Source organism: Pedobacter frigidisoli (assembly GCF_032678525.1).
Taxonomy (GTDB): domain Bacteria; phylum Bacteroidota; class Bacteroidia; order Sphingobacteriales; family Sphingobacteriaceae; genus Pedobacter; species Pedobacter frigidisoli_A.
Map to the genome: position 1 here is coordinate 528,670 of NZ_JAVTSE010000002.1, position 25,941 is coordinate 554,610.

Below are 25,941 nucleotides of genomic sequence, written 5' to 3' on the forward strand. Positions count from 1 at the left end.
GATCTGCAAACAGGCGGCTTTATAGTTGGTGCTTATGCTTCCAGCTCTTTATCTAAATGCTCGGTCACCCGTTGAATAGTATTGTCGATTGTATTGCTTAAAATAGTAAGATACGAACCTTTCTTAGCATGACTGATCGCATCTTGCAGACACTCCGTACTTCTGTTATTGATAATGATCTCCTTATTAGGATCTACCTCTTTAATCCCCTTCACCAGAAGCTCAACCAATTCCTGCTGCTCTCTGCCACGCAAATATTTTTCCTGACAGATATAGATTTTATCAAACATCTGGGCTGCAATCCGGGCAGTTTCCACAATGTCCTCATCCCTCCTGTCGCCTGTCCCAGAGATAATACCCACATGCTCAGTGGCCTCAACACTTTGCAGGAAAGCTTTTACGCCGTTAAAGCCATCAGGATTATGTGCAAAATCTACCAGAACTTTGAAATCTTTGAATCTGAATACATTCATCCGTCCAGGGGTATGTGCTGCAGATGGAATAAAGGTTTCCAGTGCCAAACGGATGTCTTCAGGTTTGTATCCCCATAAATAAGCCGATAAAGTTGCGGCCAGTACATTCTGGATCATGAAGTTTACCGCACCACCGAAGGTTAAAGGAATGTGTGTAGCCTTATCTACACGAAGCTTCCAGTCGCCGGTTTTAATGGTAATATACCCGTTTTCATAAATGGCAGCAATTCCACCTTTTTTGCAATGGTCTTTTATTACCGGATTGTTTTCATCCATACTGAAATAAGCCACATTACAGCGTGCATCTCTGGCAATCTTCACACAGTAGCCATTATCAGCATTTAATACTGCCCAGCCCTTCCGGCGAACGGCGCCAATTACCACCGCTTTAACCCGGGTTAAATCATCAAGATTGTGAATATCAGCTATCCCCAGGTGGTCTTCCTGAATATTAGTCACTACACCGATGTCACAGGCATTAAATCCCAACCCAGCCCTTAAAATGCCTCCACGGGCAGTTTCCAGAACGGCAAATTCCACTGTAGGATCTTTCAATATAAATTCAGCACTTACCGGTCCGGTGGTATCACCCTTCATCAACATGGTGTTATGTACATAAACACCGTCGCTGGTAGTATAACCAACACGTTTTCCATTGCTCCGGATAATGTGCGCAATTAAACGTGTAGTAGTGGTTTTTCCATTGGTACCGGTTACCGCAATGATTGGAATCTGTGACAATTTTCCTTGCGGATATAGCATATCAATTACCGATGCAGCTACGTTGCGCGGCAAACCTTCACTCGGTGCAAGGTGCATTCTAAATCCCGGGGCCGCATTCACTTCTAACACCACACCGCCATTTTCAGTTAAAGGTTGCGTTAAATTCTGCGCCATGATATCGATACCACAAATATCCAGACCAATTACTCTGGAAATACGCTCACATATAAATATGTTTTGTGGGTGAACAATATCCGTCACATCGATTGATGAACCTCCGGTACTTAAATTAGCCGTCGATTTTAAATACACAATTTCACCCTTCTCCGGAATGGTTTCTAAGGTATACTCCTTTTTAGCCAGCAAATCTAACGTATCGCGGTCTACACTGATTTCTGTCAGCACATTTTCGTGTCCGTAACCCCGGCGTGGATCCTCATTTTCTTTATCGATAAGTTCCTGAATGGTATGAATACCATTTCCTCTTACATGGGCCGGATCGCGCTGCGCTGCGGCAACAACTTTATGATCGATTACCAGTACGCGGAAGTCGAACCCGGTAATAAACTTTTCAATAATTACCCTACGTGAGTAGGTTTTGGCATATTCAAAGGCAGCTACAGCTGCTTCCATTGTTTTTACGTTAATAGTAGCCCCTTTTCCGTGATTTCCATCCAAAGGTTTAAATACGAGTGGGAAGCCAACTTTTTTCACCGAAGCTTCCAGCTCATCAGGGTTGGAAATGGTAACACCGGAAGCTACCGGAATGGCGGCTTCAGTTAAGAGGCGTTTGGTTTCTTCTTTATTACTGGCAATGTCAACCGCAATACTGCTGGTTTTTTCAGTCATGGTGGCCCGGAAACGCACCTGGTTTTTGCCGTAGCCCAATTGAACTAACGAACTCTTGTTTAACCTGATCCATGGAATGCTTCTGCTTACGGCTTCTTCCACTATAGAACCTGTACTCGGCCCCAATGCTTCAAGAAGACGAATTTCTTTCATTCTATGGATATCGTGTTCCAAATCGTATTCTCTGTTATCAATGAGTGCTTCAGCGATGCGAACTGCAGCTTCGGCAGAGTAGACCCCTACTTTTTCTTCCAGGTAGCTGAAAACCACGTTATAAATGCCTTCAGTTTTAGTTTGGCGTGTACGGCCGAAACCTGTATCCATCCCCGCAAGCGTCTGGATTTCCAGCGCAATGTGTTCGATCACATGGCCCATCCATGTTCCCTCTTTCACACGGGTGAAGAACCCACCTTCAACACCTTTTGAACAGCGGTGGGTAAACATACTGGGTAATAGTTTTTCTATTCTTTCACTAAATCCGTCGATGGTATTGGTTGGCCTCTGCTCCATATCCTCCAGATCCAGTCGCATTTGGATAAGCTTTTTCCTGCTAATTGACCAGATATTTGGCCCTCTTAATACTTGTATGTTTAATATCTTCATGTAATGTTTTGTTCGTTTTCTAAATGCAGTTTAGGATGGCCTTTTTAATCAATTTGATGGATAATATTAATGACTGTAAATTATACATTTATTTTGAAAATAGACGCCCAAATAGCTAAATCAAAAATCTGGCTTATTTGTTTTGTTTTCAGCATCATTCAAGTGAATTTAAAGGGCAAAAAATTTCAACTTTTGTTAATAAAGAGAATATTATTGACAAAAAAAGTCGTGTTTTTTATCTTAAGCTGATATATTTGGGTTTTTCGATATACTTATAATACACAAAGAATGGTTCCGAAAGGTAAACTCATTATTATTGGTGGGGCAATCAACACAGGAAGCTTTGCAGAAACGCAGTTCGGCTTACCTGACAATATGAATTTTTTTGAGCGTGGAATTTTAAAACGAATTACTACAGAATCCGTACGCGACACAGAATCCCGGTTTGAGATCATTACCACGGCCTCTCTAATGCCTGAAAAGGTTGGTGAAGAATACATTAAAGCATATGCTCAACTTGATGTGCATAACCTCGGCGTATTAAATATTACCAACCGCGAAGAAGCAAACGCCGAAGAAAACTATGAGCGGATAAAGGCTGCAGAAGTCATTATTTTCACAGGAGGCGATCAGTTGCGTTTGTCGTCTATTTTTGGCGGAACCAAAATACACCAGCTCTTATTAGAAAAATACAGAAACGAGCCTGTGGTAATTGCCGGTACATCTGCCGGAGCCGCTGCAAGTTCTAAAAACATGATCTATCAGGGCAGCAGTAAAGATGCCCTTTTGAAAGGCGAGGTTAAAATTACCGGTGGACTTGGCTTTATTGATGATGTAATTGTGGATACGCATTTTGTTCAACGGGGAAGAATAGGCCGTTTACTGTATGCAGCCGCCAGCAACCCAGGTATTTTAGGCATTGGATTAGGAGAAGATACCGGTTTGTTCATTTCAGAGGGTCATACCATGGAAGCCATTGGCTCCGGAATGGTAATATTGGTCGACGGAAGACACATGGCCGATACCAACTTGACCGATGTGGAAATGGGGCAACCCGTATCCATCAAAAATATGGTTGTACATGTCATGTGCGATGGAGATGTTTATGATTTAACAGACCACAGTCTGGTGATCCATCACCCTAAGGTTGCTCCAATAGCATAAATCTTTAACCCGATACTTAATACCCGACACCCGATACCAATAAAATGAAACTCATTATACACGGAGGCTTCTTCAGTGAGTCGTCCACCAATCAGGAGACCAAAAAAGCCAAACAGGATGCGCTTTCGGATATTGTTAGCCTTGGGCATGAATACCTTAAAACACATACCGCTTTAGAAACCGTGGTGTATACTGTTGCATTATTGGAAGATAATGAGCTTTTCAATGCCGGTATAGGTTCACAAATTCAAAGCGATGGAAAGGTTCGGCTGAGCGCGGCACTGATGGACGGTAAAACGGAAAAATTCAGCGGCGTAATTAATGTAGAAGATATTAAAAACCCGATAGCGGTTGCAAAAGAGTTACTCCCTTACGACGACCGCGTTTTGAGTGGCGAGGGGGCCCAGCACTTTGCCAGGGAGAATGGCTTCGGCTATTTTAACCCGGTTACGCCTCAGCGGCAGTCTGAATATGAGGCGAAACTGAATCAGCAAAACAACAAAGGCACCGTAGGTTGTGTAGCACTTGATGCAGAAGGGAATCTGGCTGCTGCCACCTCTACCGGAGGTAAAGGATTCGAAATACCATGCAGGGTGAGCGACTCGGCAACGGTGGCTGGAAACTTTGCCAATCAACATGCAGGCATTTCATGCACGGGTGTTGGAGAAGATATTGTAAGCGGGGCATTGGCGGCCAAAATTGTAACCCGCGTAACCGATGGCTTTTCTTTGAAGGATGCCGCAGATAAAACCTTTACCGAACTGGCTGTACTGGATGGCTTTGCCGGGATCATTGGCATTTCTGCTGCAGGTGAAATCTACCATTGCGATTCCCACCCTTACATGGTGTGGGCATCTTTTGATGTTAATTTACAGGTATTTAGCTGAAGTTTCAATTAAAGTATTATTTTTGTTGCATGACCAAAATTGTATTGGCTTTTATTAGCCTTTTTGCCTCATTACAACTTTACGCTCAAAACATCGAAAAATCCGATTATCAGGAACCAAACGGTGGAACAGCCATCAATATTGCCGTCTCTAAATTTGACCTCGAAGATGGAAATACCTTCTTTGAAGAGGCTGAAGATTCAGAACGTAAAGGTGACTACAATGAAGCACTAACACTTTTTGGTAAAGCTGCATTTGAATACAATGCCATAAAAAACTTCAGCAAGTATGGTCAGGCCATTTTAAAAATGAGCAACATGCACTACCAGCTTGGCCGCTTTGGTGATGCCGAACAGATTTTACTGAATGTTGCCTTGAAGAATTACTCCAAAATGGGCAGCAAGCCCGGTTTGATGAACTCCTATAATCTGCTGGGACGTGTTTATCTCGCTAATAACAAGTACACCCAATCCATGTGGTTTTACACGCAGCAAGGTATTTTGGCCAAACAATTGAAAAGCGACAATGCCTATATTGAATCCGTTCTGGGTATCGTTCAGGTAAAAATCAAGAAAAGGGATTTTACGCTGGCACTTCGTGATTTAAAATCTGCAGAGTGGCTGGCTACTGCGATCAAAAGCAATCAGTACAAAAGTCAGATCCGGGATGCCCGGGAACTCATTGCGGCTAAAACAAGCACCAAAGCAAAAAGCTAAACTGTTAAATCAACAATCAATTGTAATATTCTGTAATCGACTAGGTAAGCCTGGCGGATGATAAAACAATTTTAAATCTGTCACGTTAGCTCTAGAGATTGTTAAATAAAAAGCTTTTAGCTAGATTTGAGAAAGTTTTAACAAGAGACGGTAATAATGCTGTCTCTTTTTTGTTTTTTCGATAAAATGGTATCATATTGGCTATATAGAATTGAAAATGGATTTTAAATCATTTAAAGAGATGTTAAAGAGAGTATTTTTTGTAATTTTTACGGCTGCTGTTCTCGCTTGTCACGCGGCACCTAAAACTCAGCCTATGGTTGAGGGAGTTACCAACGTTAAACCTGATGAGCAACAACAACTGGTAATTAAGGAAGTTGTTAATCTGATTGAAAGCTACAATTACAAAAAAATTCAGATCAATGATTCCATTTCTTCACTGATCCTGGACAAATACATCAAAGCACTGGATCAAGGTAAAAATTACTTTATTGCTTCGGATATCAAAGATTTCGAAAAATATAGATACACGCTTGATGACGACTTTAAAAACGGAGATTTAAGCGGTCCATTTTATATATACAACGTTTATGCAAAGCGCTTAAACGAATATTTTAATTACTCTTTAGCACAAATTAAAACCAAATTCAACTTCAACGAAAACGACACCTTCGTTTACGACAGAGAGAAAATGCCATGGGCTGCATCTACCACTGCTTTGAACGACAACTGGAAAAAGCGCGTAAAATATGAACTGGTAAACTTGAATCTGGCTGGTACCGCAGAGGCTAAGAATGTAGAAACGCTGACCAAACGTTATCAGAATTTACAGTCACAAACATCTAAAACCAATAATCAGGATGTTTTCCAGATTCTGATGGATGCCTTTACCGAATCAGTAGATCCACACACGAACTATTTTGTTCCATCAAGAGCAACGGAGTTCAACGAGGAAATGTCGCGTTCATTTGAAGGCATCGGTGCACGTTTACAACTGGAAAATGAAGTGGTAAAAATTGCTGAAATTATTCCGGGAGGTCCTGCATTTAAGGGCAAACAACTGAGTGCCGGCGACAGAATTATTGCTGTTGCACAAGGTGATGGAGATTTCGTTGATATCGTTGGCTGGAGACTAGATGCCACTGTATCTAAAATCAAAGGGCCTAAGGGCACTAAAGTACGACTGAAGGTAATTCCTGTTGGAAAAGAAATGTCTTCTAAGCCAGTGATTATAGAGATGCTTAGAGAGAAAGTAATTCTGGAAGATCAGTCTGCGAAGAAAAAAGTAAAAACCGTTAACTCCAACGGAAAAGAATATAAAATTGGAATCATTTCCCTTCCCGCTTTTTACGCAGATTTCAAAGCTGCAAATGCCGGTGATAAAAATTATAAAAGCACCACCCGTGATGTGAGAAAGTTAATCGACTCGCTAAAAAACATCGATAAAGTGAATGCAATTGTAATGGACTTACGTGGCAACGGTGGAGGATCTCTGGTTGAAGCGATATCATTAACCGGTTTGTTCATTGATAAAGGCCCGGTGGTACAGGTGAAAGATTTACGCGGTAAGATTGAGGTAGATGAAGATGAGAACACAGGCGTAGCATGGGATGGCCCGTTTGGGGTGATGGTTGATCGTTTAAGTGCTTCTGCTTCAGAAATTTTTGCAGGTGCTATTCAGGATTACGGACGCGGCATTATCATGGGCAGTCAAACCTATGGTAAAGGTACAGTTCAATCATCTATCGACTTAAACAAGCTGGTTAATCCTAATATGTTGCAAAAAATTGCTTCGATCATCTCAAGAGATAAAACGGTAGGCACATCACCTAGTTCAACAACAACTGCTGATATTAACCTGGGACAGATCAACTTAACAATGGCTAAGTTTTATCGCGTAGCTGGCAGCAGTACACAACATAAAGGTGTAATCCCTGATGTTACATTCCCTTCAGTTTATCCAATGGATAAAATAGGTGAAGATACTGAACCATCTGCTTTGCCATGGGATGTAATCCCAAGCTCAAATTTTAAAGCTGTAGCAAACTTAACAGCTGTTAAGGCAGGTTTAATTAAAAACAGCGAGCAACGTATTGCAGGTTCATTGGATTTTAAATACCTGAAACAGGATATTGCTGACCTTAAAAAACGTGATTCGGAAATTTCAGTTCCGCTAAATGAGCTTAAACTAAAAGCAGAACGCGATGCTCAGGAAGCCAAATCTTTAGCCAGACAGAATGAATTGAGAGCACTAAGAGGTCTTCCGGCAATCAAAAAAGGGGAGAAGGTTACTAAACAGGATTCATTTGATTTCATTGAAGACGAATCGTTAAAAGTAATGGGCGACTTTATGCAACAGTCTGGTAATTATGTAATGAACCTCGGGAATACTACGCAGCAGTTCTAAGCGTAATGATTGAGATACAAAAAAGGCCTGTGAGACTTCTCACAGGCCTTTTTTATTTTGAATTAATTTTAAGCTTTCTTTGCATTATTCTGGCTTTGTTGCATGGCCATCATTTCCTTCATGGTTTTATTCATGCCTTCAGTACTCCCGTCTAAGAAAATCACATTTCCTTCGCTATACTCTCCAAATTGTTTGATGGCTTCTGTCCACATGGTAAAAAGGATTACCGATGTATCCAGATTGGCCTGCTGCATTTCATGAGCAGCATTAGTCATACCCTTTGCAACTTCTTCCCTGAATAAGGCAATACCCTGTCCGCGTAACTGAGCAGCCTCACGTTCTGCGGTCGCCGCAATTTTAATGGCATTTCCATCCGCTTCTGCACCTTTGGTTTTAGTAATCAATAAAGCCTGTCCCTCGTTTTCAGCTGCAGCTTTTAAATTATTTGAGGCCACAACCCGGCTCATGGAACGCATAATCTCTTCATCAAAAGTAATGTCGTTTAGTTGAAGATCTTGCAGGTGATAACCCCATCCGTCTAAAACCTGATCGATTTGTTCTTTTACATGGAGTACAATTTCATTCCTTTGCGCCAAAACATTTGCCTGCTTCTGCGTGGCTACGTAAGCACGAATGGAACCTTCTATAGTCCGGATCAATGCCTGCATTAAATTGCTTGCATCCACAAATTTGAAAGCCACATTTTTAATGGTCTCTTCATCCTGATTGATTACAGAATAAAGTAACATGGCTTTAAAATATACGTTGGCCTGGTCTTGAGTAACGGCCTGAAAGGATAGCTCCACAGATCTGTTCTGAATCGAAATCCGCGAATAAATCTGTTCAATTAAAGGTACTTTAAAATTCAATCCCGGCCTCAGCAGGCGCTGGTATTTTCCAAAAACCGTTACAACAGCGATTGTGCCTTGTTTAACGGTAACGAAAGAACTTAAGAGGATGAGAATTCCGATTACGACGAGAATGTAAATTGTGTATTGCATAATTAGATTTTTTTATGAAGTTATAAAAAATAAATACAAAGGTTTATGCATTAAATGTTCAGGTCAAAACAAAAGGAAATATTTTTTGTCTATATGATACTAAAATTTAAATCATGAACGTAAAAAGAACATTTGGTACTGTACTGACGATATTGGGAATAATCGGTTTAATTTATGCGGGTTATGGTTTCGTAAATCACAGCCAGAATACCAGAGGTCTCATGGTATATGGTATCATTGGCTTAATATTTTTCGTATCCGGAATAGGATTGGTAAAGAATACAAAAGACGAAGTATAATTTCCCGTTACTTTTGCTTTGCTTTCAGTTTAATGATTTGATATTGACTGAAAGCAACCAGACAACCGGCAAGTATGATAATGCCTGCCGATAAAAAATTTTTTGGATTCTGATTAATATAGTAAGCAGCAGCCAGCACCAGTATCGCTGCTGCAATGGCAATAATATAATGAATAATCAGTCCTTTTTTCATACAACAAAGATTCTGAATTAAATTGATAATGATGTAAAAGGAAACTAATCTTTTACAGTAATACGGTTGTTCTCGAACTGGAGTTGATGTCCGATGAAGTCAGCATTTGTTAATTCTATAATTCTTTTGAAAGCCCTCTCATTTCCATCAATGGTTAAACGGTTAATTTTGTCCTGTTGTACGGAAATCACATCAGCATACAGAAAATTTCCCTGAGCGTTGATTTTTAGCTGAAGCAGGGGTGCAATACCATTATTTCCTTTTAAGCTAAACATGCCATAGGTGCAGAAATTTCCGAGACTGTAAGCAATGAATTTTTTCTTATATACTTCAACCGCTCTGCTTACATGAGGACCGTGACCAAGCACCACGTCAGCTCCGGCATCAATCACAGCATGGGCAAAAGCATAAACATTACCCCTGTTTTCTTTATAGAAAATCTCATTCTTTCTGGGCACATGTTCAAACCGGGCACCTTCTCCGCCACCATGGAAAGAAACAATTACAATATCAGCCTGCTGCTTTAACCGGGCCACCAGTTCCTTAGCTTCGGTGATTTTATTGATCGACACTGTATTTTCATTGGGCGCAAAGGCACAAAAAGCATATTTAACGCTATCTTTCTCGAAAATCTCGAACGGCTTGTTTACCTGCCCGGCATAATGAATTTCAAGAGAATCTAATAGGCGGGCCGTATTTTTTCTTCCCCTGGCATCAAAGTCACCAACATGATTGTTCGCAATACTCAAGACATTAAAACCTGCTTTCTTATAAATTTCGGCATAGCGGTCGGGCATCCGGAAAGCATAGCAACTGTTAGGATTAACACCGTTACATTTGGTAGAATTTCCTGAATTTAAAAAGCAACCTTCCAGATTCCCGAAAACAATATCGCCCATCAGTAAGCTATCAACCGCCTCAAAACTATTAATGCCGTCATCGGGTGGCAGGTTGGTTTTTGATGGAAAAGCAGATCCAAGCATGATATCTCCAACTGCAGTAATGGAAATGGTATCCTTTATTTTTCCGGGGAGGGTATCCTGTGGGACAGCCGGAACGACAACCTGGGCGCTATTATTTGTGCAGCTTAATAGGACAAGAATGGTAAATATGGATAAAATCAGGTTACCGGAGAACTTCATGAATGGAATTTAAATGATATAAAAAATCCTCCGGAATTGCTTCGGGAGGATTATATATTTTAATAACGATGTAATTGGCTATTTGTGAACACCAAAACCGCTACGTAATTTATTCTACTGTAAACTCTTTCTTAAATGATTCCAGTACCCTGCCGCCTTTATAAAAATACCGGCTGTAGTATGGCTCATTTAAATTACTGATGACCACACCGCGAGAGCTGGAAGCATGTGCAAATCTGTTATCACCTAAATAAATACCGACATGAGAAATGCTTCTGCTTTTAATCTTGAAGAAAACTAAGTCACCTTCTTTTAGATCTTCTTTTGATAAAGGGTCAACCATGCTAAAAATATCGCGTGAGTTCCTTCTGATGGTTGTGTTGAAAACTTTATCGTAGATTGCTTTAGTGAAAGCGGAGCAATCTATTCCTTTTTTGCTCGATCCGCCATAACTGTATGGAGTTCCGATCCACTCATAAATAAACTTGTATAGCTTTAAATTCGATGTTGCGTCAACTGCAACGCCCATAACCTGCGAAAAATACTGAGAGGCTAAATTGTCGGGATCGTTTAATTCTTTACCAGATTCTTTTGTTTTTGTTTGCGCAAATGCGGCTGAGAACGTGCAGATAGCGATTAGGGATGAAAACAAAAATTTTTTAATCATGTTATACAGTTATGTTTGGGTATTCACTTACACAGTAACGTAAACCACATGGGCTTATTGTTGGTTGCCAAAAATATCAATTATACAAATGTTATCCAAATGTTAAATGTTAAAAAGTAAAAGTTATTAACATCTCCACCTTTTCAGCTGGTTAGGAAACGCGTATCTGGCCCATATATTGTCTTCAAAATAAAAAATCGAAAATTTTAACTGCGGCTGCTACAATAGTAATAAACCATCGTGCTCATTCATTTATTTTTTCAAAAAATTTGTAACAAAGGCCGCTATTTTGCCTCATTCACGGTAGAAGAATTTTGTAATTGGGAGAAATTAATAAATTAGGGTCAAAGACAATTTTGCAAAATTTAATTTCCCTTTGTATTCAATACATAATGCGATAAACCGGAAAGTTGAAAATCTTTAGAATGCCTTGTTTTCATAAAACAGATATGCTTGTAAGACTTTGATTGTAAAACAACTGTTAATTCTAAGTTCCATAACGATTTTACACTGCAAAGTGCCAAAAATTACAATAAAAAAATTAGATTTGCTGTCGCAAAAAAACAAATACCCTAAAATGAGTGCAGTAGAAATAAATAAAGATACTTGGTTAAAGTGGTTCGAATCGATGTTACTAATGCGTAAATTCGAAGAGAAAACAGGCCAGTTATACGGACAACAAAAAATTCGTGGCTTTTGTCACCTATACATTGGACAAGAAGCTGTAGTTGCAGGTGCAATATCTGCAATGCAAAAAGGTGATTCGATGATTACCACTTACCGTGATCACGCTCATGCTTTAGCTTTAGGCGTAAGTGCTGACAGCATCATGGCAGAAATGTATGGTAAAGCTACAGGTTGCTCAAAAGGTAAAGGTGGTTCAATGCACATGTTTAGCAAAGAACATAATTTTTATGGTGGCCACGCTATCGTTGGAGGTCAGATTCCACTAGGTGCTGGTGTTGCTTTTGCAGAAAAATACAAAGGAACTGATAATGTTAACATTTGTTATATGGGCGATGGCGCCGTACGCCAGGGTGCATTAAACGAAACTTTTAACATGGCTATGCTTTGGAAGTTACCGGTAATTTTTGTTTGCGAAAACAATGGTTACGCTATGGGTACCTCAGTACAACGTACTACCAACATGACCGATATTTATAAAATTGGTTTAGGTTTTGATATGCCATGCGCTCCGGTTGATGGTATGGATCCTGTTGCTGTACACAATGCAATGGATGAAGCCATTCAACGCGCACGTAAAGGTGAAGGACCTACTTTCTTAGAAATGAGAACTTACCGTTACCGTGGTCATTCAATGTCTGATCCGGCGAAATACCGTACCAAGGAAGAGTTAGAAGATTACAAAGCAAAAGATCCTGTTGAACACGCGAGAGAAACCATCTTAAAAGAGAAATATGCTGATGAGGCATGGATCGAAGAAGTGGAAACAAAAGTTAAAGCGATTGTAGATCAGGCTGTAAAATTTGCAGAAGAGTCTCCTTGGCCAGATGCATCTGAGTTATACAAAGATGTATACATGACTGAGAACTACCCTTACGTAATGGACTAATATTAACAAGATTTCAATTAATTAGATATAATGGCTGATGTAATTAAAATGCCCAAAATGAGCGACACCATGACCGAAGGGGTTTTGGCGAAGTGGCATAAAAAAGTAGGCGATAAAGTGAAAAGCGGTGATGTTTTGGCAGAAGTAGAAACTGACAAGGCAACAATGGATATGGAATCTTATTGGGATGGTACACTTTTATACGTAGGCGTAGAAGAAGGTCAGGCTGTTCCTGTTGATGCCATCATGGCCGTTATAGGTAAAGAAGGCGAAGACTATAAAGCAGCGTTAGAGGCTGAACAAGGTGGTGAGGCTCCAAAAGCCGAAAGCAATGAGGCTCCTAAAGCTGAAGATAAAAAAGAAGAAGCTGCTCCTGCTCAAGGCGGTGGTTTAAGTGAAGAAGAATTAGCAGCAAAAGGCGTAACGGTTATCCGCATGCCTTTGTTAAGTGATACCATGACTGAAGGCGTTATTGCTGAATGGCATAAAAAAGTTGGTGATAAAGTTAAAGATGATGACGTTTTAGCTGATGTAGAAACCGATAAGGCTACTATGGAAGTAATGGGTTATGCAACTGGTACTTTATTACACATCGGTGTAGAAAAAGGCCAGGCGGCTAAAGTAAACGGAATTATCGCTATTGTTGGTCCGGAAGGAACTGACGTAAGCGGAATTTTAGCAGGTGGGTCTGCTCCGGCTGCAAAAGCTGAAAGCAAAGAAGAAGCACCGAAAGAAGAAAAACAAGCTACAACTGCTGATTCTACTTCAGCTCCTGTTGCAGAAAGTTCTTCCGATAGCCGTGTAAAAGCATCGCCTTTGGCTAAGAAAATTGCTAAAGATAAAGGAATCGATTTAGCACAGGTTGCTGGTAGTGCAGAAGGTGGACGTATCATTAAAAAAGATATTGAAAACTTCAAAGCCACTGCTGCTCCGGCAAAATCAGAATCAGCTCCATCATCGGCTCCGGCTGCAGAAAAAGCTGCACCTGTTATTCCTACATTCGTAGGAGAAGTGAAATATACTGAAGCACCGGTTTCGCAAATGCGTAAAGTAATTGCAAAACGCTTAGCTGAAAGTTTGTTTACTGCCCCACATTTCTACTTAACTGTAAGTATTGATATGGATAATGCAATGGCTGCCCGTACGGCGATCAATGCAGTTGCTCCGGTAAAAGTTTCTTTCAACGATATCGTAATTAAAGCAGTTGCTGTTGCCTTGAAAAAACACCCGGCAGTTAATTCATCATGGGGTGGTGACAAAATCCGTTTCAATGAGCATACTAACATTGGTGTAGCTATGGCTGTTGAAGATGGTTTATTGGTGCCTGTAGTTCGTTTTGCTGATGGTAAATCATTATCGCACATCTCTGCTGAGGTAAAAGATTTTGGCGGAAAAGCAAAAGCTAAAAAACTACAACCTGCAGATTGGGAAGGAAGTACTTTCACAGTTTCTAACCTGGGTATGTTTGGTATCGATGAGTTTACTTCAATCATCAACTCTCCTGATGGCGCAATCCTTTCAGTTGGAGCGATCCAGGCAGTTCCTGTTGTTAAAAATGGTGCTGTAGTTCCAGGTAACGTAATGAAATTGACTTTAGGTTGTGATCACCGTGTGGTAGATGGAGCAACCGGAGCACAGTTCTTACAAACATTAAAAGGTTTATTAGAAGAGCCAATCAGATTACTCGCGTAAGCAGTTAACGATTATTTCAGCCCCCCGGCTGATTAACATATCAAGCCATTCCTTTTTCAGGAATGGCTTTTTTGTTTTAAGGGCTATGGAACTAAAATGTCCCGCAGATTAAGATCATGCAAGGCACATTGATCTAACGAAGCCTTCGAAATAAATCTTAAACCCTTTCTCCATTACTTTGTTACTTAATGAAATACCCTCGTCATGGATAAAGAAAAATTAGTACAGGAAGCCTATCTGGTAGCACATAAAATAGAAGAAAACGGTAATTTCCCCAATAACCCAAACCTTCCTCTAATGATTTATAAAGGTGCCTTTCTCATTCACCCTGATGAAACGGAAGAGGTTATTAAAAAGGTTTTTGCACAAAATGGCTATACAAATGCCTGGGTTGATGGTATTTTCGATTATCAGCATTATCACAGCAACACACATGAAGTGATGGGCGTATTCTGTGGCAAAGCAGATGTTCAGTTTGGAGGTGACCATGGCGTTTGCATTGAGCTGGATAAAGGCGATGTAGTGGTGATACCTGCAGGCGTAGCTCACATGAAATTAAAATCAAGCGAAGACTTCACTGTAGTAGGCGCATATCCCAACGGAGCAGATTACAATATTAAATATGGCAGGGCAGAAGAGCGCCCGGAGGCCGATGAGGAGATTGCAAAAGTTAAAAGCCCTGATAATGACCCGGTTTACGGCATGAAGGGTCATCTATTCGAATGCTGGTATAATCAAAACTGCGCAAATGTTTAAAACTCTTTCGTTTTAACGGTCTAAATTCTTTAATTTTCGGGTTTTAAATACACTATCCTTGATATAAATGAATTTTAGATACATATGTTCAGCATTAGCACTCTCCATAAGTTTAATCACTGCATGTAATAGTAAAAAATCTGAAGAGAAAAAAGCTGCCGATGCCAGAATACGCGTTAAAGAAGACGATAAAGCCGATAGCCTTCTAATCGCTTACAACCCTGCAAAAGGGGATAAATGGATTGGAGATTTTGTTGACAACCTTCATAGAAAATACGCTTTCAACGGGAATGTACTGGTTGCAAAGGATGGTAAAATATTGTATGAAAAAGCCGTTGGTTGGGCCGACTACCTGCATCGCGACAGCTTAAAAATTGATTCTGAATTTGAACTGGCTTCCATTACCAAAACCTTTACCGGAACAGCCATTATGCAGCTGGTTGAGGCAGGAAAACTTTCACTAAACGACAACGTTAAAAAATTCTTTCCAAACTTTCCTTACGATGGTATTACGGTGAAATTATTGCTTACCCACCGCAGTGGAATGATGAACTACGTTTATTTCATTGACGACATATGGCGCAAGGAGAAACGAAATATGAAAAAGGGTGTAACCAACCAGGAGGTCATGAATATCATTGCCGAGCGTAAGCCCAATCCGTATGTTAAACCCGACAACCGCTTCCACTACAACAATTCAAATTTCATGGTGTTGGGCGCGATTATAGAAAAGGTGACCGGTCAGCGTTACTCGCAGTACATGATGGAGCATATCTTCAAACCTGCAGGAATGAAGCATACACATGTTTATAGTACCACTGAATACGAAAAGATCCCGGTAGACGTGGTGGGACACGACCGCAACAGCTGGAGATACTCGGTAGCACAAAACTTTTTGGATGGCCCGGTTGGTGATAAAGGAATTTACAGCACCATACACGATCTGGTTTTGTATGATAAATATTTAAAAAACGGCCGGTTGCTTACAAAAAAAAGTAGTGACTCATCTTATGTGGGGCGAAATAAGCCTGTTAACGGTCACTTCAATTATGGCTATGGCTGGAGAATGTTCGACGGGGAGAAAATGGATAAGGTAGTTTATCATACCGGCTGGTGGCATGGATTCCGTCACATCTACGTACGTGATCTGAACAAGAACATTATCGTTATATTTCTGGGCAACCTCACCAATGGTAGTCTGATGCATTTAGATGATCTTTATAAGCACCTGGACATGCCCATCATCCGTAAGGGAGCTTACCATGGAAACGGCAGCCTACCGGGCAGCGATGAGGACTAGTGCTATCATCTTAACCTAAAGATGATATAAATTCATCTTTACAAAACACAATTTACCCTAATTTCGTTTGATATTAAAATAACAGATTATGTTTGATAAATTAATGGCGGCACAGCAAAAAGCCGAAGAGATTAAGAAACGCTTAGATACTGTATCCGTTTACGGAGAAGTAGAAAACGGAGCGATAAAAATTACCTCTACTGCAAATAAAACCATTACCGGTGTAACCATCAACGAGGAATTTCTAAAACAGGCAGATAAAGAAGAGCTTGAAGAACTGCTTCTAACTGCAATAAATAAAGCCTTAGCCAGTGCAGAACAGGTAAGTGCGACGGAAATGCAGGCATCAGCAAAAGATATGCTTGGTGGTTTAGGTGGAATGTTTGGTGGTTAAGACCAAACCATAAACTGAATGAATACATCATTATACCCCACACTTAAATCCAGATAGAATGAATTTCACCTATTACGGCCAGTCGTGCTTTTTAATCGAAGCAGAGGGCAAAAAATTCCTTTTCGATCCTTTTATTAAATCAAACCCCTTAGCCAAGGATATCGATTCTTCGAAAATCGAAGCCGACTATATCCTGGTGAGTCATGGGCATGGAGACCATGTTGCAGACTTAGTGGAGCTGGCAAAACAAACCAATGCTGAAGTAATTGCCATGGTTGAAGTTGCAAAATGGATTAGTGAGCAAGGCATTGAAAAAGTCACCGGACTTAACTTTGGCACGCAACAGTTTGGCTTTGGCAAACTACGTACCGTTTGGGCTGTACACAGCAGCTCAAATCCTGATGGCAGCTATGGTGGTAACCCGGCAGGATTCGTACTTACGCTGGAAGGTAAAACGATCTATTTTGCCGGCGATACTTCTTTAACAGTAGAGATGAAGTTATTGGCTGAATTGTACAACCTTGATTATGCCATTTTACCGATTGGTGGGCATTATACAATGGATGTGGACGATGCCATCATTGCAGCCAAATACGCCGAATGCGATCAGGTAATTGGCGTTCACTATAATACTTTCCCACCGATAACCATTGATACTGAAGAAGCAGTGGCTAAATTCAAAAGGGAAAATAAAACATTATTGCTTCCTGCAATTGGTGAAACCGTTACGCTATAAAACAAAAAAAGGGCCCCGACATGTAATGTGCGGGACCCTTCAATTATAAACCTAAACCTAGTTCTTTTTAGCAGCAGCTTTATTTGCTTTGTAACGCATATCGGCTGTACCGTCCTTTTTCGTAGGACCAGCAACTTTAGTTACTGCCTTTGCTTTATTTTCTTTAAAACGCATATCCGGCGTGCCATCAGCCTTTACTTTGGCAGCAGTAGTAGTCGTTTTGGTTTCCACTTTTTTCGCTTCTTGTTTCACACCTGCTTTAACCGGAGCAGTAGTGGTTTTTACTTCTTTTTTAGCAATAGTTTTAGCTTTTGCAGGTGCTGTTGTGGCAGGTGTTTGAGCAAATGCTGTACTCAAACCAAATGCTGCGATTGCGATTAAACTCAATAACTTTTTCATACTCGTTGTTTAATTTTTAACTCTTTAATTTGTTGATATAAAATTGATTAATCGGGATGAAGTTTTAATGAAGTTAGGTATTATTCGGGAAATAAAAAATCAGTGCGCCTCCAGCCAGTTCTCTCCCTCGCCAATTTCTACTACTATCGGAACGGTCAGTTTTATAGCATTGGCCATTTTATCCTGAATAATCGCTTTCATCATCTCTTTCTCTGATTTCACTACATCAAAAACCAACTCATCATGCACCTGCATGGTCATTTTCGATTGAAGCTTTTGCGCTTTCATTTCCCGATGGATATTGATCATCGCAATTTTGATCATGTCTGCGGCAGATCCTTGTATCGGTGCATTGATGGCATTTCGTTCAGCAAAGCCACGTACAGTCTGATTTGCCGAGTTGATATCTCTCAGATAACGCCTTCTACCCATAATCGTTTCTACAAAACCGTTTTCCCTGGCAAAGTTCATGGTATCACTCATGTATCGTTTTATTCCGGGGTATTGCGTAAAATACTGGTCAATGATTTCAGCAGCCTCTTTACGCGGAATGCCCAGATTTTGAGAAAGCCCGAATGCAGATTGCCCATAGATGATTCCAAAATTTACTGCTTTTGCATTTCTACGTTGCGTACTATCTACTTCTTCGATACTTACCCCATACACTTTAGCCGCAGTTGCTGTATGAATATCTATGCCTTTATTAAAAGCATCAAGCATATTCTCTTCTTTACTGATCTCCGCAATAATGCGCAGCTCGATCTGCGAGTAATCCGCCGATAACAAGATATGGTTGTCGTCGCGGGCAATGAATGCTTTCCGCACTTCTCTTCCGCGTTCGGTACGTATAGGAATATTCTGAAGGTTTGGATTGTTGGAGCTTAACCTGCCCGTAGCGGCTACGGCCTGATTATAAGATGTATGTACCCGTCCGGTTTTTTCATTGACCATTAAAGGCAAGGCATCAACATAAGTCGACTTTAATTTCTGCAGCTGGCGAAAATCCAGAATATCCTGAACAATATCACTTTTACTGGCCAGAGCGGTTAAAACATCTTCCCCTGTTTGGTATTGTCCGGTTTTGGTTTTCTTTGCTTTAGGATCTAACTGCAGGTGATCAAATAAAACCTCTCCAAGTTGTTTCGGGGAAGCCAGATTAAATTTAACCCCTGTTTTGTCGTAAACACTTTGCTCAGCTTTTCTTATTTCAATTTCAAGTTCGGCAGAGTAGGCTCTGAGTGTATCCATATCGATACGTACACCCTGCTTTTCAATATCTGCTAAAACATAAACTAAAGGATTCTCTATTTCCTCGGCTAGTTTAGCTGCATTTAATTCTTTTAATTTAGGTTCGAAAACATGGGCAAGTTGCAGGGTAACATCAGCATCTTCCGCAGCATAATCAACCACCTCTTCTACCGGAACATCCCGCATGGTGATTTGATTTTTCCCTTTAGCACCGATCAGTTTGGTGATGGAAATCGGAGAGTAACCCAGGTAATTTTCAGACAGCACATCCATTCCGTGCCGCGTATCCGGATCAATGAGGTAGTGTGCCAGCATTGTATCAAAAATCTTTCCTTTTACTTCGATGTCATACCACTTTAATACCAGGATATCATATTTGGTATTTTGGCCAATCTTTTCAATCTGTTCATTCTCCAGTATAACTTTGAATTCATCAACAACGGATTGAGCTTCCTTTCTATCTGATGAAACAGGAATATAATATCCCGTACCCGGTTTAACCGAAAAAGATAAGCCAACCAGTTCTGCTGTATTAGCATCTGTCCCCGTAGTTTCGGTGTCGAAAGAGATTCTAGGCGCTGCAAGCAACAGTTTTATTAATTCAGCACGCTTCTCTGCTGTATCTACCAGCTGATAGTCATGCGTTGTATTTTCGATCGTGTTCGCCGGAATTTTTTCAGCAGGTTCCTCTTCCAGTGTATTGGTATACTGAATGGTTTCTCCCGACTGATTTCCGAACAGGTCAGTTTGAGCTCCTTCCTGATATCTGGCTGTAGTAACTGAAAATTCATCTCCGAAAACACGGCGACCAAGCGTTCTGAATTCCAGTTCCGTGAAAAGCGGTTCTAATAAATCACGGCTAGGATCGCAGAGTTCCAGACTCGCCTCGTCCAGTTCAACCGGAACATCCAGTAGTATAGTGGCTAACTTTTTAGAGAGCAGGCCCTGCTCTGCGAAATTCTCCACGTTTTCACGTTGTTTTCCTTTTAGCTGATGGGAATTGTTAATAATTTCCTCCATCGAGCCATATTGTTTAATCAGAGCTTTAGCTGTTTTCTCGCCAATTCCAGGAATGCCAGGAATATTATCTACCGCATCACCCCATAAGCCCAGGATATCAATCACTTGCTGAACATTTTCAATTTCCCATTTCGCCAGCACTTCCTTAACCCCCAGAATTTCCATGTCATTACCCATACGGGCAGGCTTATAAATGAAAATATTTTCTGAAACCAGCTGTGCAAAATCTTTATCGGGCGTCATACAAAAAACCTGATAGCCTTTGGCTTCTGCTTTTTTCGCAAGCGTACCGATGATATCATCAGCTTCATAACCATCAGAAGTGATAACAGGAATATTGAATCCGGTAATTAACTTAATCACGTACGGCATCGCGGCCGCCAGATCTTCAGGCATAGCCTGTCGCTGTGCTTTGTAGGCTTCAAAGGTCGTGTGCCTTTCTGTGGGCGCTTCCGTATCGAACACTACTGCAATGTGTGTTGGCTTCTCTTTCTTTAACACATCTAACAAAGTATTGGTAAAGCCCATTACTGCTGACGTATTGATGCCCGTTGAGGTAAAGCGCGGATTTTTACTTAAAGCAAAATGCGCCCTGTACATTAGCGCCATCCCATCTAAAAGAAAGAGTTTTTTGTTCATGTTGTAAAAATAACCAATTTAGGCATACCGGTAAAATGCTTTATCCACAATTTCAGGTCCGCCATTAAATGTGATCTTCGGGGCTATAAAATGATAACATTTCAAAATTAGTTCCGTTATTTGTGAACAAGCCATACCATATATGAAATTTATACTTTCCGCTATTTTTATACTTACCGCTTTCATTAAGCTTTCTGCTCAGGATTTTGTTGTAAAAAACAATGATGAAGTCATCCGCGGAACAATAAAAGGTACCGATTATTACTCGGTGTACATTAGTGAAAACGATGAGAAGGATGTATTCTTACTGGCTAAGGATGTAAAGAATTTCTTCTGGAATGGGAATAGTTTCCTCAGCAAGGGTTTTGCAAATGGCAAAAATTTCGAGTACCGGTTTGTTAAGGTCATTGAAATGGGTAAAGTAAACCTTTACGCTTTTGGCGGAGGAATGCTGACACCACAAGTAAAACAAAAAAAGGTGAGATTTAGTCCATCAGTAGGTATCGGCACCGGGACAGGTGGATTTGGCGGTATGGGTATGGGCGGTGGAATCAGCATCGGCGGCGGAAGAAATTCTGCTCCTGAGCCCCCGGCAGGTGCTCCCGTTGTGCGATACTTTATCGAAAAACCAGGCACAGGCCCGCTACAGGAAGTACCGATGAAAGCCATTACCGACGAAGATAAAAAAGCTGGTGTAAAAGCTATTCTGATTCAGAAGCTGGGAGATAAACCGGCAGTAAAAGCCAATATAGAAAGCAGTACGGAATTCAACAGCAGGGATGTAATTAACCTGGTGAAAGCCTATAACAGCAACTAGGATCTGGCACAGCAGGTAAGAAGGTGATCATTGACCATTCCGGTGGCCTGCATAAAGGCATAGCAAATGGTGGTTCCGAAAAACTTAAAACCCCTTTTTTTCATGTCTTTACTGATTTGATCTGATATTTCAGTTCTTGCAGGTACATCACTCATCTGGTTAATTTGATGCAGAATGGGCTTTTTCTGAGGCATAAACCGCCAGAGATAGTTTGAAAAACTGCCGAATTCCTGTTGAATTGAAAGAAATAACCTGGCATTCGTAATGGCTCCGTTCACCTTTAAACGGTTACGGATAATACCATCGTCTTTCATTAAACGTTCAACATCCTGATCATCAAACACAGCAACTTTCTTTACGTCGAAACCGGCAAAAGCTTTGCGGTAATTTTCCCGCCTGCGTAAAATAGTAATCCAGCTTAAACCTGCCTGGGCTCCTTCCAGAATCAGGAACTCAAACAACGTTTTATCATCATATACCGCCTTTCCCCACTCTTCATCATGGTATTTAATGTACAGCGGATCTGAAGATGCCCATGAGCAGCGAATGATATTATCCATTCAACTCATCCCAATATTCCACTGCCCGTCTGTAATGCGGAATAACAATACTGCCACCAACCAGGTTAGCAATCATGAAAATTTCATTCATCTCATCGCTGTTTACACCGGCATCAAAACATTTTCCTAAATGGTACTTAATGCAATCATCACAGCGTAACACCATCGAAGCCACTAAACCCAGCATCTCTTTGGTCTTTACATCCAATGCACCGGCTGCATAGGAAGTGGTATCCAGCGCAAAGAAACGTTTAATGTTTGTATTGGCGGTCTCCATGATCCTATCGTTCATTTTCTCCCGATAGCCGTTAAATTCTTCTACTAATTTGCCCATGTAAATTTAATAATTGAGTAAGTGACTTATTGAATGCGTAATCTTAAAAATCCTGATCTATTTCGTAAAGCGGATCCCAGAAGACTTTTTTAAAGTTGACCACTTTATCATTCCTGACTTCAACGCCTTCCTTAAGCAACAGTTCTTCCATCGTATCAGGCGTTTCAAAATGAAACTTGCCCGTTAAAAGGCCGCTGCTGTTTACTACCCGGTGTGCCGGAACTTTAGGATGCGCTGTACCGGCGTAAGCCATGGCATGACCAACCATTCTGGATGACTTTGCTGCGCCTAAACTCTTAGCAATAGCTCCATAAGATGTTACCCGCCCGATTGGAATCAAACGTGCGATCTCATAAACCTGTTCGTAAAAGCTGGTATCCATTAATCAAATGAAAATTGAATGTAATTGATATTCTTATCGTGAAGCAAATATTTTTTCTCGTAATAAGTTTTTATAGAAAGTACATTATCCACCAGGTCAGACGTATATAAATGATCTGTATTTTTATGAATCTTTAAACCCAGTTCTGCTACCTTCTCGCAAGTGTATTGGTAAAGCTGATCGTTATCTGTTTTCAAATTTACACGTCCCCCTGTTTTCAGAATAGCTTTGTAACGGTTTAAGAATGCAGGAAAAGTAAGTCGTTTTTTCTCTCTGCTATCCTGTGGTTGCGGGTCAGGAAAGGTAATCCAGATCTCATCGATTTCGCCATCTTCAAAATAATCGAGCAGGTTCTCGATTTGTATTCTCAGGAAAGCAACATTATTGATGTGTTCTTCAATAGCAGTTTTTGCACCGCGCCATATCCGGTTTCCCTTGTAATCTATGCCGATAAAGTTCTTATCCGGAAACAAAGTTGCCAGATTAACCGAATACTCACCCTTACCACAGGCCAGCTCTAAAACGACAGGATTATTGTTTTTAAAGTGTTCTGCCGCCCATTTGCCTTTTAATGCCTTGCCTTGATCTAATTGATATACGTTTGCAAAAGTTTCTATTTCTGCAAAGCGCCTAAGTTTATCTTTACCCAAAAGTTTTTTCTTACAAATTTACAATTTAATACCTAATTGCAATTTCCTTTTTTTACACTGCCGGATAAACAGCAACAACCGGAAAGCACAACGAATCTGCTACCCGTCAAAAAACAGATCAATTAAATTTATATATTTGAGATATAAAATTGATTTTGACTATATGACACTTGTTCAGCTTGAATATATCGTTGCGGTAGATACTTACCGAAGTTTTGTAACAGCAGCAGAGAAATGCTTTGTAACTCAACCTACTTTGAGTATGCAGGTTCAGAAGCTTGAAGAATTACTGAGCGTTAAAATCTTCGACAGAAGCAAACAGCCCGTAAGTCCTACTGAAATAGGCTCCCAGGTGATTGCGCAGGCAAGGATAATCCTGCAGGAAAGCGGAAAGGTTAAAGAATTAATCAGCAGCCAGCAACAGGATGTTTTAGGGGAACTTAAAATTGGTGTGATACCCACTATTGCCCCTTATTTGCTGCCTGAAGTAATTTCGGCTATGCTCGAAAAATATCCGGATCTTAAGTTACTGATTTGGGAGTATACAACAGAAGATATCATTCATCACTTAAAAACGGGGGTGTTAGACTGTGGAATTCTGGCTACACCGCTAACTGATGCCAACATCATCGAAACACCAATGTATTATGAAACATTTGTCGGCTATATCAGTAAAAACAGTAAACTCTATAAAAAGAAAGCAGTAGACGCAGAAGACCTTAATGATGAAAATATATGGCTGTTGAACGAAGGCCATTGCATGCGCAACCAGGTGCTTAATATTTGCCGTTCTACCCGAAATAACCGATTACAGGGTTTGGAATATAATACAGGAAGTGTGGAAACACTGGTGAGAATGGTCGACCTGAATGGAGGGGCTACCCTTTTGCCGGAACTGGCCATCGCCGAACTTAATGTTAAACAGGCATCAAAAATCCGTCACTTTAAATCACCTGAGCCTGTACGCGAAATCAGCCTGGTAACGCATAAAAACTTCATTAAAAAGAGAATGCTTAATGCGCTTAAAGAGGAAATCCTGACCATCATTCCCAAAACGATGAAGCAAAAAAAGAAGAAAGACATCGTAGGGGTTTAACCCTACTGATTTTGCTTTTCGAGTGGAGGAGCAGAGAGCAATCCTTTGATATCGCTTTCTACCTCTTCTTCCTCGCCTTTTTTCTTTTTCTTTTTATTCTTGGCCGATTTTCCACTCAACCTTTCCTCAATGATCTTGTCGTACTCAGCAGTTTGTGTGCCCTTCAAAACCCCGCGGATGTTCTTTGAGGTCTCATTCTGCAGTTTATAAAATTTATCCACATCTTCTTCACGCGAAGTGCCAGCCTGCTGTCTTTTAATCATCTCAGCCTGTTCTTTGGCCTGCTCGTAGGTATAACGATAGATTACGCTTTTCTGGGTATCATTCAGCTTTAATCTTTTATCTAAATCCTCTACATTTTTTTTTGCAATTTCATCCGGAGTAGGCATTTTGTTTTGCTGTGCATTTGCAGCAACACCCAGTCCAACCATCATCAAGAATAAAAATATAACCCGCTTCATTTTTAATAGTTTAATTATGCGAAGTTAACTAATAATCCTAAAACAAGAAAGTCCCGATTTACACCGGGACTTTCTTATTATATTGGAATATCGCTTATAAAGCTTTTTTATAAAGTTCAGCAACAGCATCCCAGTTTACCACATTCCAGATCGCCGCTAAATAATCAGGGCGTTTATTCTGATATTTTAAGTAGTAAGCATGCTCCCAAACATCGATACCGAAAATCGGCGTACCTTTTACTTCAGCAACATCCATTAATGGATTGTCCTGGTTTGGAGTAGAAGAAACCTGAAGTTTTTTATCCGCACCAACTGATAACCATGCCCAGCCAGAACCGAAACGTGTAGCACCAGCTTCCTGTAATTTAGTTTTTAATTCTGCAAACGAACCGAAAGTTTCGTTGATTGCTTTTGCTAAATCGCCTGTTGGCTCACCGCCTTTGTTCGGACCTAAAATGTTCCAGAACAAAGAGTGGTTATAATGACCACCACCATTGTTTCTAACTGCAGCAGGATATTTAGAGATATTTTTTACGATTTCTTCGATGCTTAAACTAGCCTCAGGTTTACCTTCAACAGCCTTGTTTAAGTTGGTAACATAAGCCTGGTGATGTTTGTCATGGTGGATTTCCATGGTAGTTTTATCAATATGCGGTTCTAGTGCATCGGTTGCGTAATGTAACGCAGGTAATTCAAAAGCCATAGTTTTATGTTTTAATTTTTAAAATGTTTCCTGAGCAAATATAACATTCGTAGGTTA

General features: G+C 40.5%; 26 protein-coding genes. 13 read left to right on the top strand and 13 right to left on the bottom strand.

The window, feature by feature from the left end; genetic code table 11:
* Positions 1–32: 32 nt before the first annotated feature.
* Positions 33–2,648, bottom strand: a complete 2,616-nt coding sequence (gene cphA, locus R2Q80_RS07315; protein WP_316798968.1) for a cyanophycin synthetase — start codon at positions 2,646–2,648, stop codon at positions 33–35.
* A gap of 288 nt (positions 2,649–2,936) precedes the next feature.
* Here cphA and R2Q80_RS07320 point away from each other — a divergent pair, with 288 nt between their 5' ends.
* The 4 genes from R2Q80_RS07320 to R2Q80_RS07335 all read left to right on the top strand — a co-directional run bounded on the left by R2Q80_RS07320 (position 2,937) and on the right by R2Q80_RS07335 (position 7,822).
* Positions 2,937–3,812, top strand: coding sequence for a cyanophycinase (locus R2Q80_RS07320; protein WP_316798969.1), 876 nt, complete (start codon positions 2,937–2,939; stop codon positions 3,810–3,812).
* A gap of 44 nt (positions 3,813–3,856) precedes the next feature.
* The gene (locus R2Q80_RS07325) at positions 3,857–4,699 is read left to right on the top strand and encodes an isoaspartyl peptidase/L-asparaginase (RefSeq protein ID WP_316798970.1); all 843 of its coding nucleotides are present in this window, start codon (positions 3,857–3,859) and stop codon (positions 4,697–4,699) included.
* 29 nt (positions 4,700–4,728) lie between these two features.
* Positions 4,729–5,415, top strand: coding sequence for a hypothetical protein (locus R2Q80_RS07330; RefSeq protein WP_316798971.1), 687 nt, complete (start codon positions 4,729–4,731; stop codon positions 5,413–5,415).
* 241 nt (positions 5,416–5,656) lie between these two features.
* Positions 5,657–7,822: a carboxy terminal-processing peptidase gene (locus tag R2Q80_RS07335; RefSeq protein ID WP_316798972.1), complete on the top strand. Its 2,166-nt coding sequence runs from the start codon at positions 5,657–5,659 to the stop codon at positions 7,820–7,822.
* 68 nt (positions 7,823–7,890) lie between these two features.
* On the opposite strand, the gene R2Q80_RS07340 is transcribed toward R2Q80_RS07335, so the two are convergent.
* Complete coding sequence (locus R2Q80_RS07340; RefSeq protein WP_316798973.1) at positions 7,891–8,823, bottom strand: SPFH domain-containing protein; 933 nt, start codon at positions 8,821–8,823, stop codon at positions 7,891–7,893.
* A 113-nt stretch (positions 8,824–8,936) separates the two neighbouring features.
* On the opposite strand from R2Q80_RS07340, the gene R2Q80_RS07345 reads away from it, so the two are divergent.
* Complete coding sequence (locus R2Q80_RS07345; RefSeq protein WP_316798974.1) at positions 8,937–9,122, top strand: hypothetical protein; 186 nt, start codon at positions 8,937–8,939, stop codon at positions 9,120–9,122.
* A gap of 7 nt (positions 9,123–9,129) precedes the next feature.
* Here the strand turns inward: R2Q80_RS07345 and R2Q80_RS07350 are convergent, their stop codons facing one another.
* The 3 genes from R2Q80_RS07350 to R2Q80_RS07360 all read right to left on the bottom strand — a co-directional run bounded on the left by R2Q80_RS07350 (position 9,130) and on the right by R2Q80_RS07360 (position 11,124).
* Positions 9,130–9,315 carry a hypothetical protein gene (locus tag R2Q80_RS07350; RefSeq protein ID WP_316798975.1) on the bottom strand — a complete coding sequence of 62 codons (186 nt, stop codon included), beginning with the start codon at positions 9,313–9,315 and terminating at the stop codon, positions 9,130–9,132.
* Between the two features lie 44 nt (positions 9,316–9,359).
* Complete coding sequence (locus R2Q80_RS07355; RefSeq protein WP_316798976.1) at positions 9,360–10,457, bottom strand: CapA family protein; 1,098 nt, start codon at positions 10,455–10,457, stop codon at positions 9,360–9,362.
* 109 nt (positions 10,458–10,566) lie between these two features.
* The gene (locus R2Q80_RS07360) at positions 10,567–11,124 is read right to left on the bottom strand and encodes a C40 family peptidase (protein ID WP_316798977.1); all 558 of its coding nucleotides are present in this window, start codon (positions 11,122–11,124) and stop codon (positions 10,567–10,569) included.
* A 577-nt stretch (positions 11,125–11,701) separates the two neighbouring features.
* On the opposite strand from R2Q80_RS07360, the gene pdhA reads away from it, so the two are divergent.
* The 6 genes from pdhA to R2Q80_RS07390 all read left to right on the top strand — a co-directional run bounded on the left by pdhA (position 11,702) and on the right by R2Q80_RS07390 (position 17,575).
* Positions 11,702–12,697 (top strand): pyruvate dehydrogenase (acetyl-transferring) E1 component subunit alpha, encoded by a 996-nt coding sequence (gene pdhA / locus R2Q80_RS07365; RefSeq protein WP_047800375.1) that lies wholly within the window; start codon positions 11,702–11,704, stop codon positions 12,695–12,697.
* A gap of 30 nt (positions 12,698–12,727) precedes the next feature.
* The gene (locus R2Q80_RS07370) at positions 12,728–14,389 is read left to right on the top strand and encodes a 2-oxo acid dehydrogenase subunit E2 (protein ID WP_316798978.1); all 1,662 of its coding nucleotides are present in this window, start codon (positions 12,728–12,730) and stop codon (positions 14,387–14,389) included.
* A gap of 204 nt (positions 14,390–14,593) precedes the next feature.
* Positions 14,594–15,145, top strand: coding sequence for a cupin domain-containing protein (locus R2Q80_RS07375; protein WP_316798979.1), 552 nt, complete (start codon positions 14,594–14,596; stop codon positions 15,143–15,145).
* A gap of 67 nt (positions 15,146–15,212) precedes the next feature.
* Complete coding sequence (locus tag R2Q80_RS07380; RefSeq protein ID WP_316798980.1) at positions 15,213–16,445, top strand: serine hydrolase domain-containing protein; 1,233 nt, start codon at positions 15,213–15,215, stop codon at positions 16,443–16,445.
* Between the two features lie 88 nt (positions 16,446–16,533).
* A complete protein-coding gene (locus R2Q80_RS07385) occupies positions 16,534–16,839 on the top strand; it encodes a YbaB/EbfC family nucleoid-associated protein (protein WP_047799916.1) in 306 nt (101 codons plus the stop codon).
* A 58-nt stretch (positions 16,840–16,897) separates the two neighbouring features.
* Entirely contained in the window at positions 16,898–17,575 is a 678-nt protein-coding gene (locus tag R2Q80_RS07390; RefSeq protein ID WP_316798981.1) for a metal-dependent hydrolase, read from the top strand.
* Between the two features lie 57 nt (positions 17,576–17,632).
* On the opposite strand, the gene R2Q80_RS07395 is transcribed toward R2Q80_RS07390, so the two are convergent.
* Both R2Q80_RS07395 and polA read right to left on the bottom strand, forming a co-directional pair.
* Entirely contained in the window at positions 17,633–17,974 is a 342-nt protein-coding gene (locus R2Q80_RS07395) for a hypothetical protein (protein WP_316798982.1), read from the bottom strand.
* Positions 17,975–18,073: 99 nt separating this feature from the next.
* Positions 18,074–20,881 carry a DNA polymerase I gene (gene polA, locus R2Q80_RS07400; RefSeq protein ID WP_316798983.1) on the bottom strand — a complete coding sequence of 936 codons (2,808 nt, stop codon included), beginning with the start codon at positions 20,879–20,881 and terminating at the stop codon, positions 18,074–18,076.
* Positions 20,882–21,023: 142 nt separating this feature from the next.
* Here polA and R2Q80_RS07405 point away from each other — a divergent pair, with 142 nt between their 5' ends.
* Positions 21,024–21,698 (top strand): hypothetical protein, encoded by a 675-nt coding sequence (locus R2Q80_RS07405; protein ID WP_316798984.1) that lies wholly within the window; start codon positions 21,024–21,026, stop codon positions 21,696–21,698.
* On the opposite strand, the gene R2Q80_RS07410 is transcribed toward R2Q80_RS07405, so the two are convergent.
* From R2Q80_RS07410 to trmB, 4 genes are read right to left on the bottom strand one after another with little or no spacing between them, the layout of a single operon-like run.
* Complete coding sequence (locus tag R2Q80_RS07410) at positions 21,695–22,258, bottom strand: DNA-3-methyladenine glycosylase I (protein WP_316798985.1); 564 nt, start codon at positions 22,256–22,258, stop codon at positions 21,695–21,697. The two genes, R2Q80_RS07405 and R2Q80_RS07410, sit on opposite strands and share 4 nt — an antisense overlap.
* A complete protein-coding gene (locus tag R2Q80_RS07415) occupies positions 22,251–22,592 on the bottom strand; it encodes a carboxymuconolactone decarboxylase family protein (protein ID WP_316798986.1) in 342 nt (113 codons plus the stop codon). Before R2Q80_RS07415 ends, R2Q80_RS07410 begins: the two co-directional genes overlap by 8 nt.
* 43 nt (positions 22,593–22,635) lie before the next feature.
* Positions 22,636–22,974, bottom strand: coding sequence for an MGMT family protein (locus tag R2Q80_RS07420; RefSeq protein ID WP_316798987.1), 339 nt, complete (start codon positions 22,972–22,974; stop codon positions 22,636–22,638).
* Entirely contained in the window at positions 22,974–23,624 is a 651-nt protein-coding gene (gene trmB, locus R2Q80_RS07425; protein ID WP_316798988.1) for a tRNA (guanosine(46)-N7)-methyltransferase TrmB, read from the bottom strand. The genes R2Q80_RS07420 and trmB overlap by 1 nt, the downstream gene beginning before the upstream one ends.
* Positions 23,625–23,787: 163 nt before the next feature.
* Between trmB and R2Q80_RS07430 the strand changes: the two genes are divergently transcribed.
* Positions 23,788–24,720 (top strand): hydrogen peroxide-inducible genes activator, encoded by a 933-nt coding sequence (locus tag R2Q80_RS07430; RefSeq protein ID WP_316799287.1) that lies wholly within the window; start codon positions 23,788–23,790, stop codon positions 24,718–24,720.
* Positions 24,721–24,722: 2 nt separating this feature from the next.
* On the opposite strand, the gene R2Q80_RS07435 is transcribed toward R2Q80_RS07430, so the two are convergent.
* Both R2Q80_RS07435 and R2Q80_RS07440 read right to left on the bottom strand, forming a co-directional pair.
* Positions 24,723–25,181, bottom strand: a complete 459-nt coding sequence (locus tag R2Q80_RS07435) for a hypothetical protein (RefSeq protein ID WP_316798989.1) — start codon at positions 25,179–25,181, stop codon at positions 24,723–24,725.
* A 94-nt stretch (positions 25,182–25,275) separates the two neighbouring features.
* Positions 25,276–25,884, bottom strand: a complete 609-nt coding sequence (locus tag R2Q80_RS07440; RefSeq protein ID WP_316798990.1) for a superoxide dismutase — start codon at positions 25,882–25,884, stop codon at positions 25,276–25,278.
* Between the last annotated feature and the right edge of the window lie 57 nt (positions 25,885–25,941).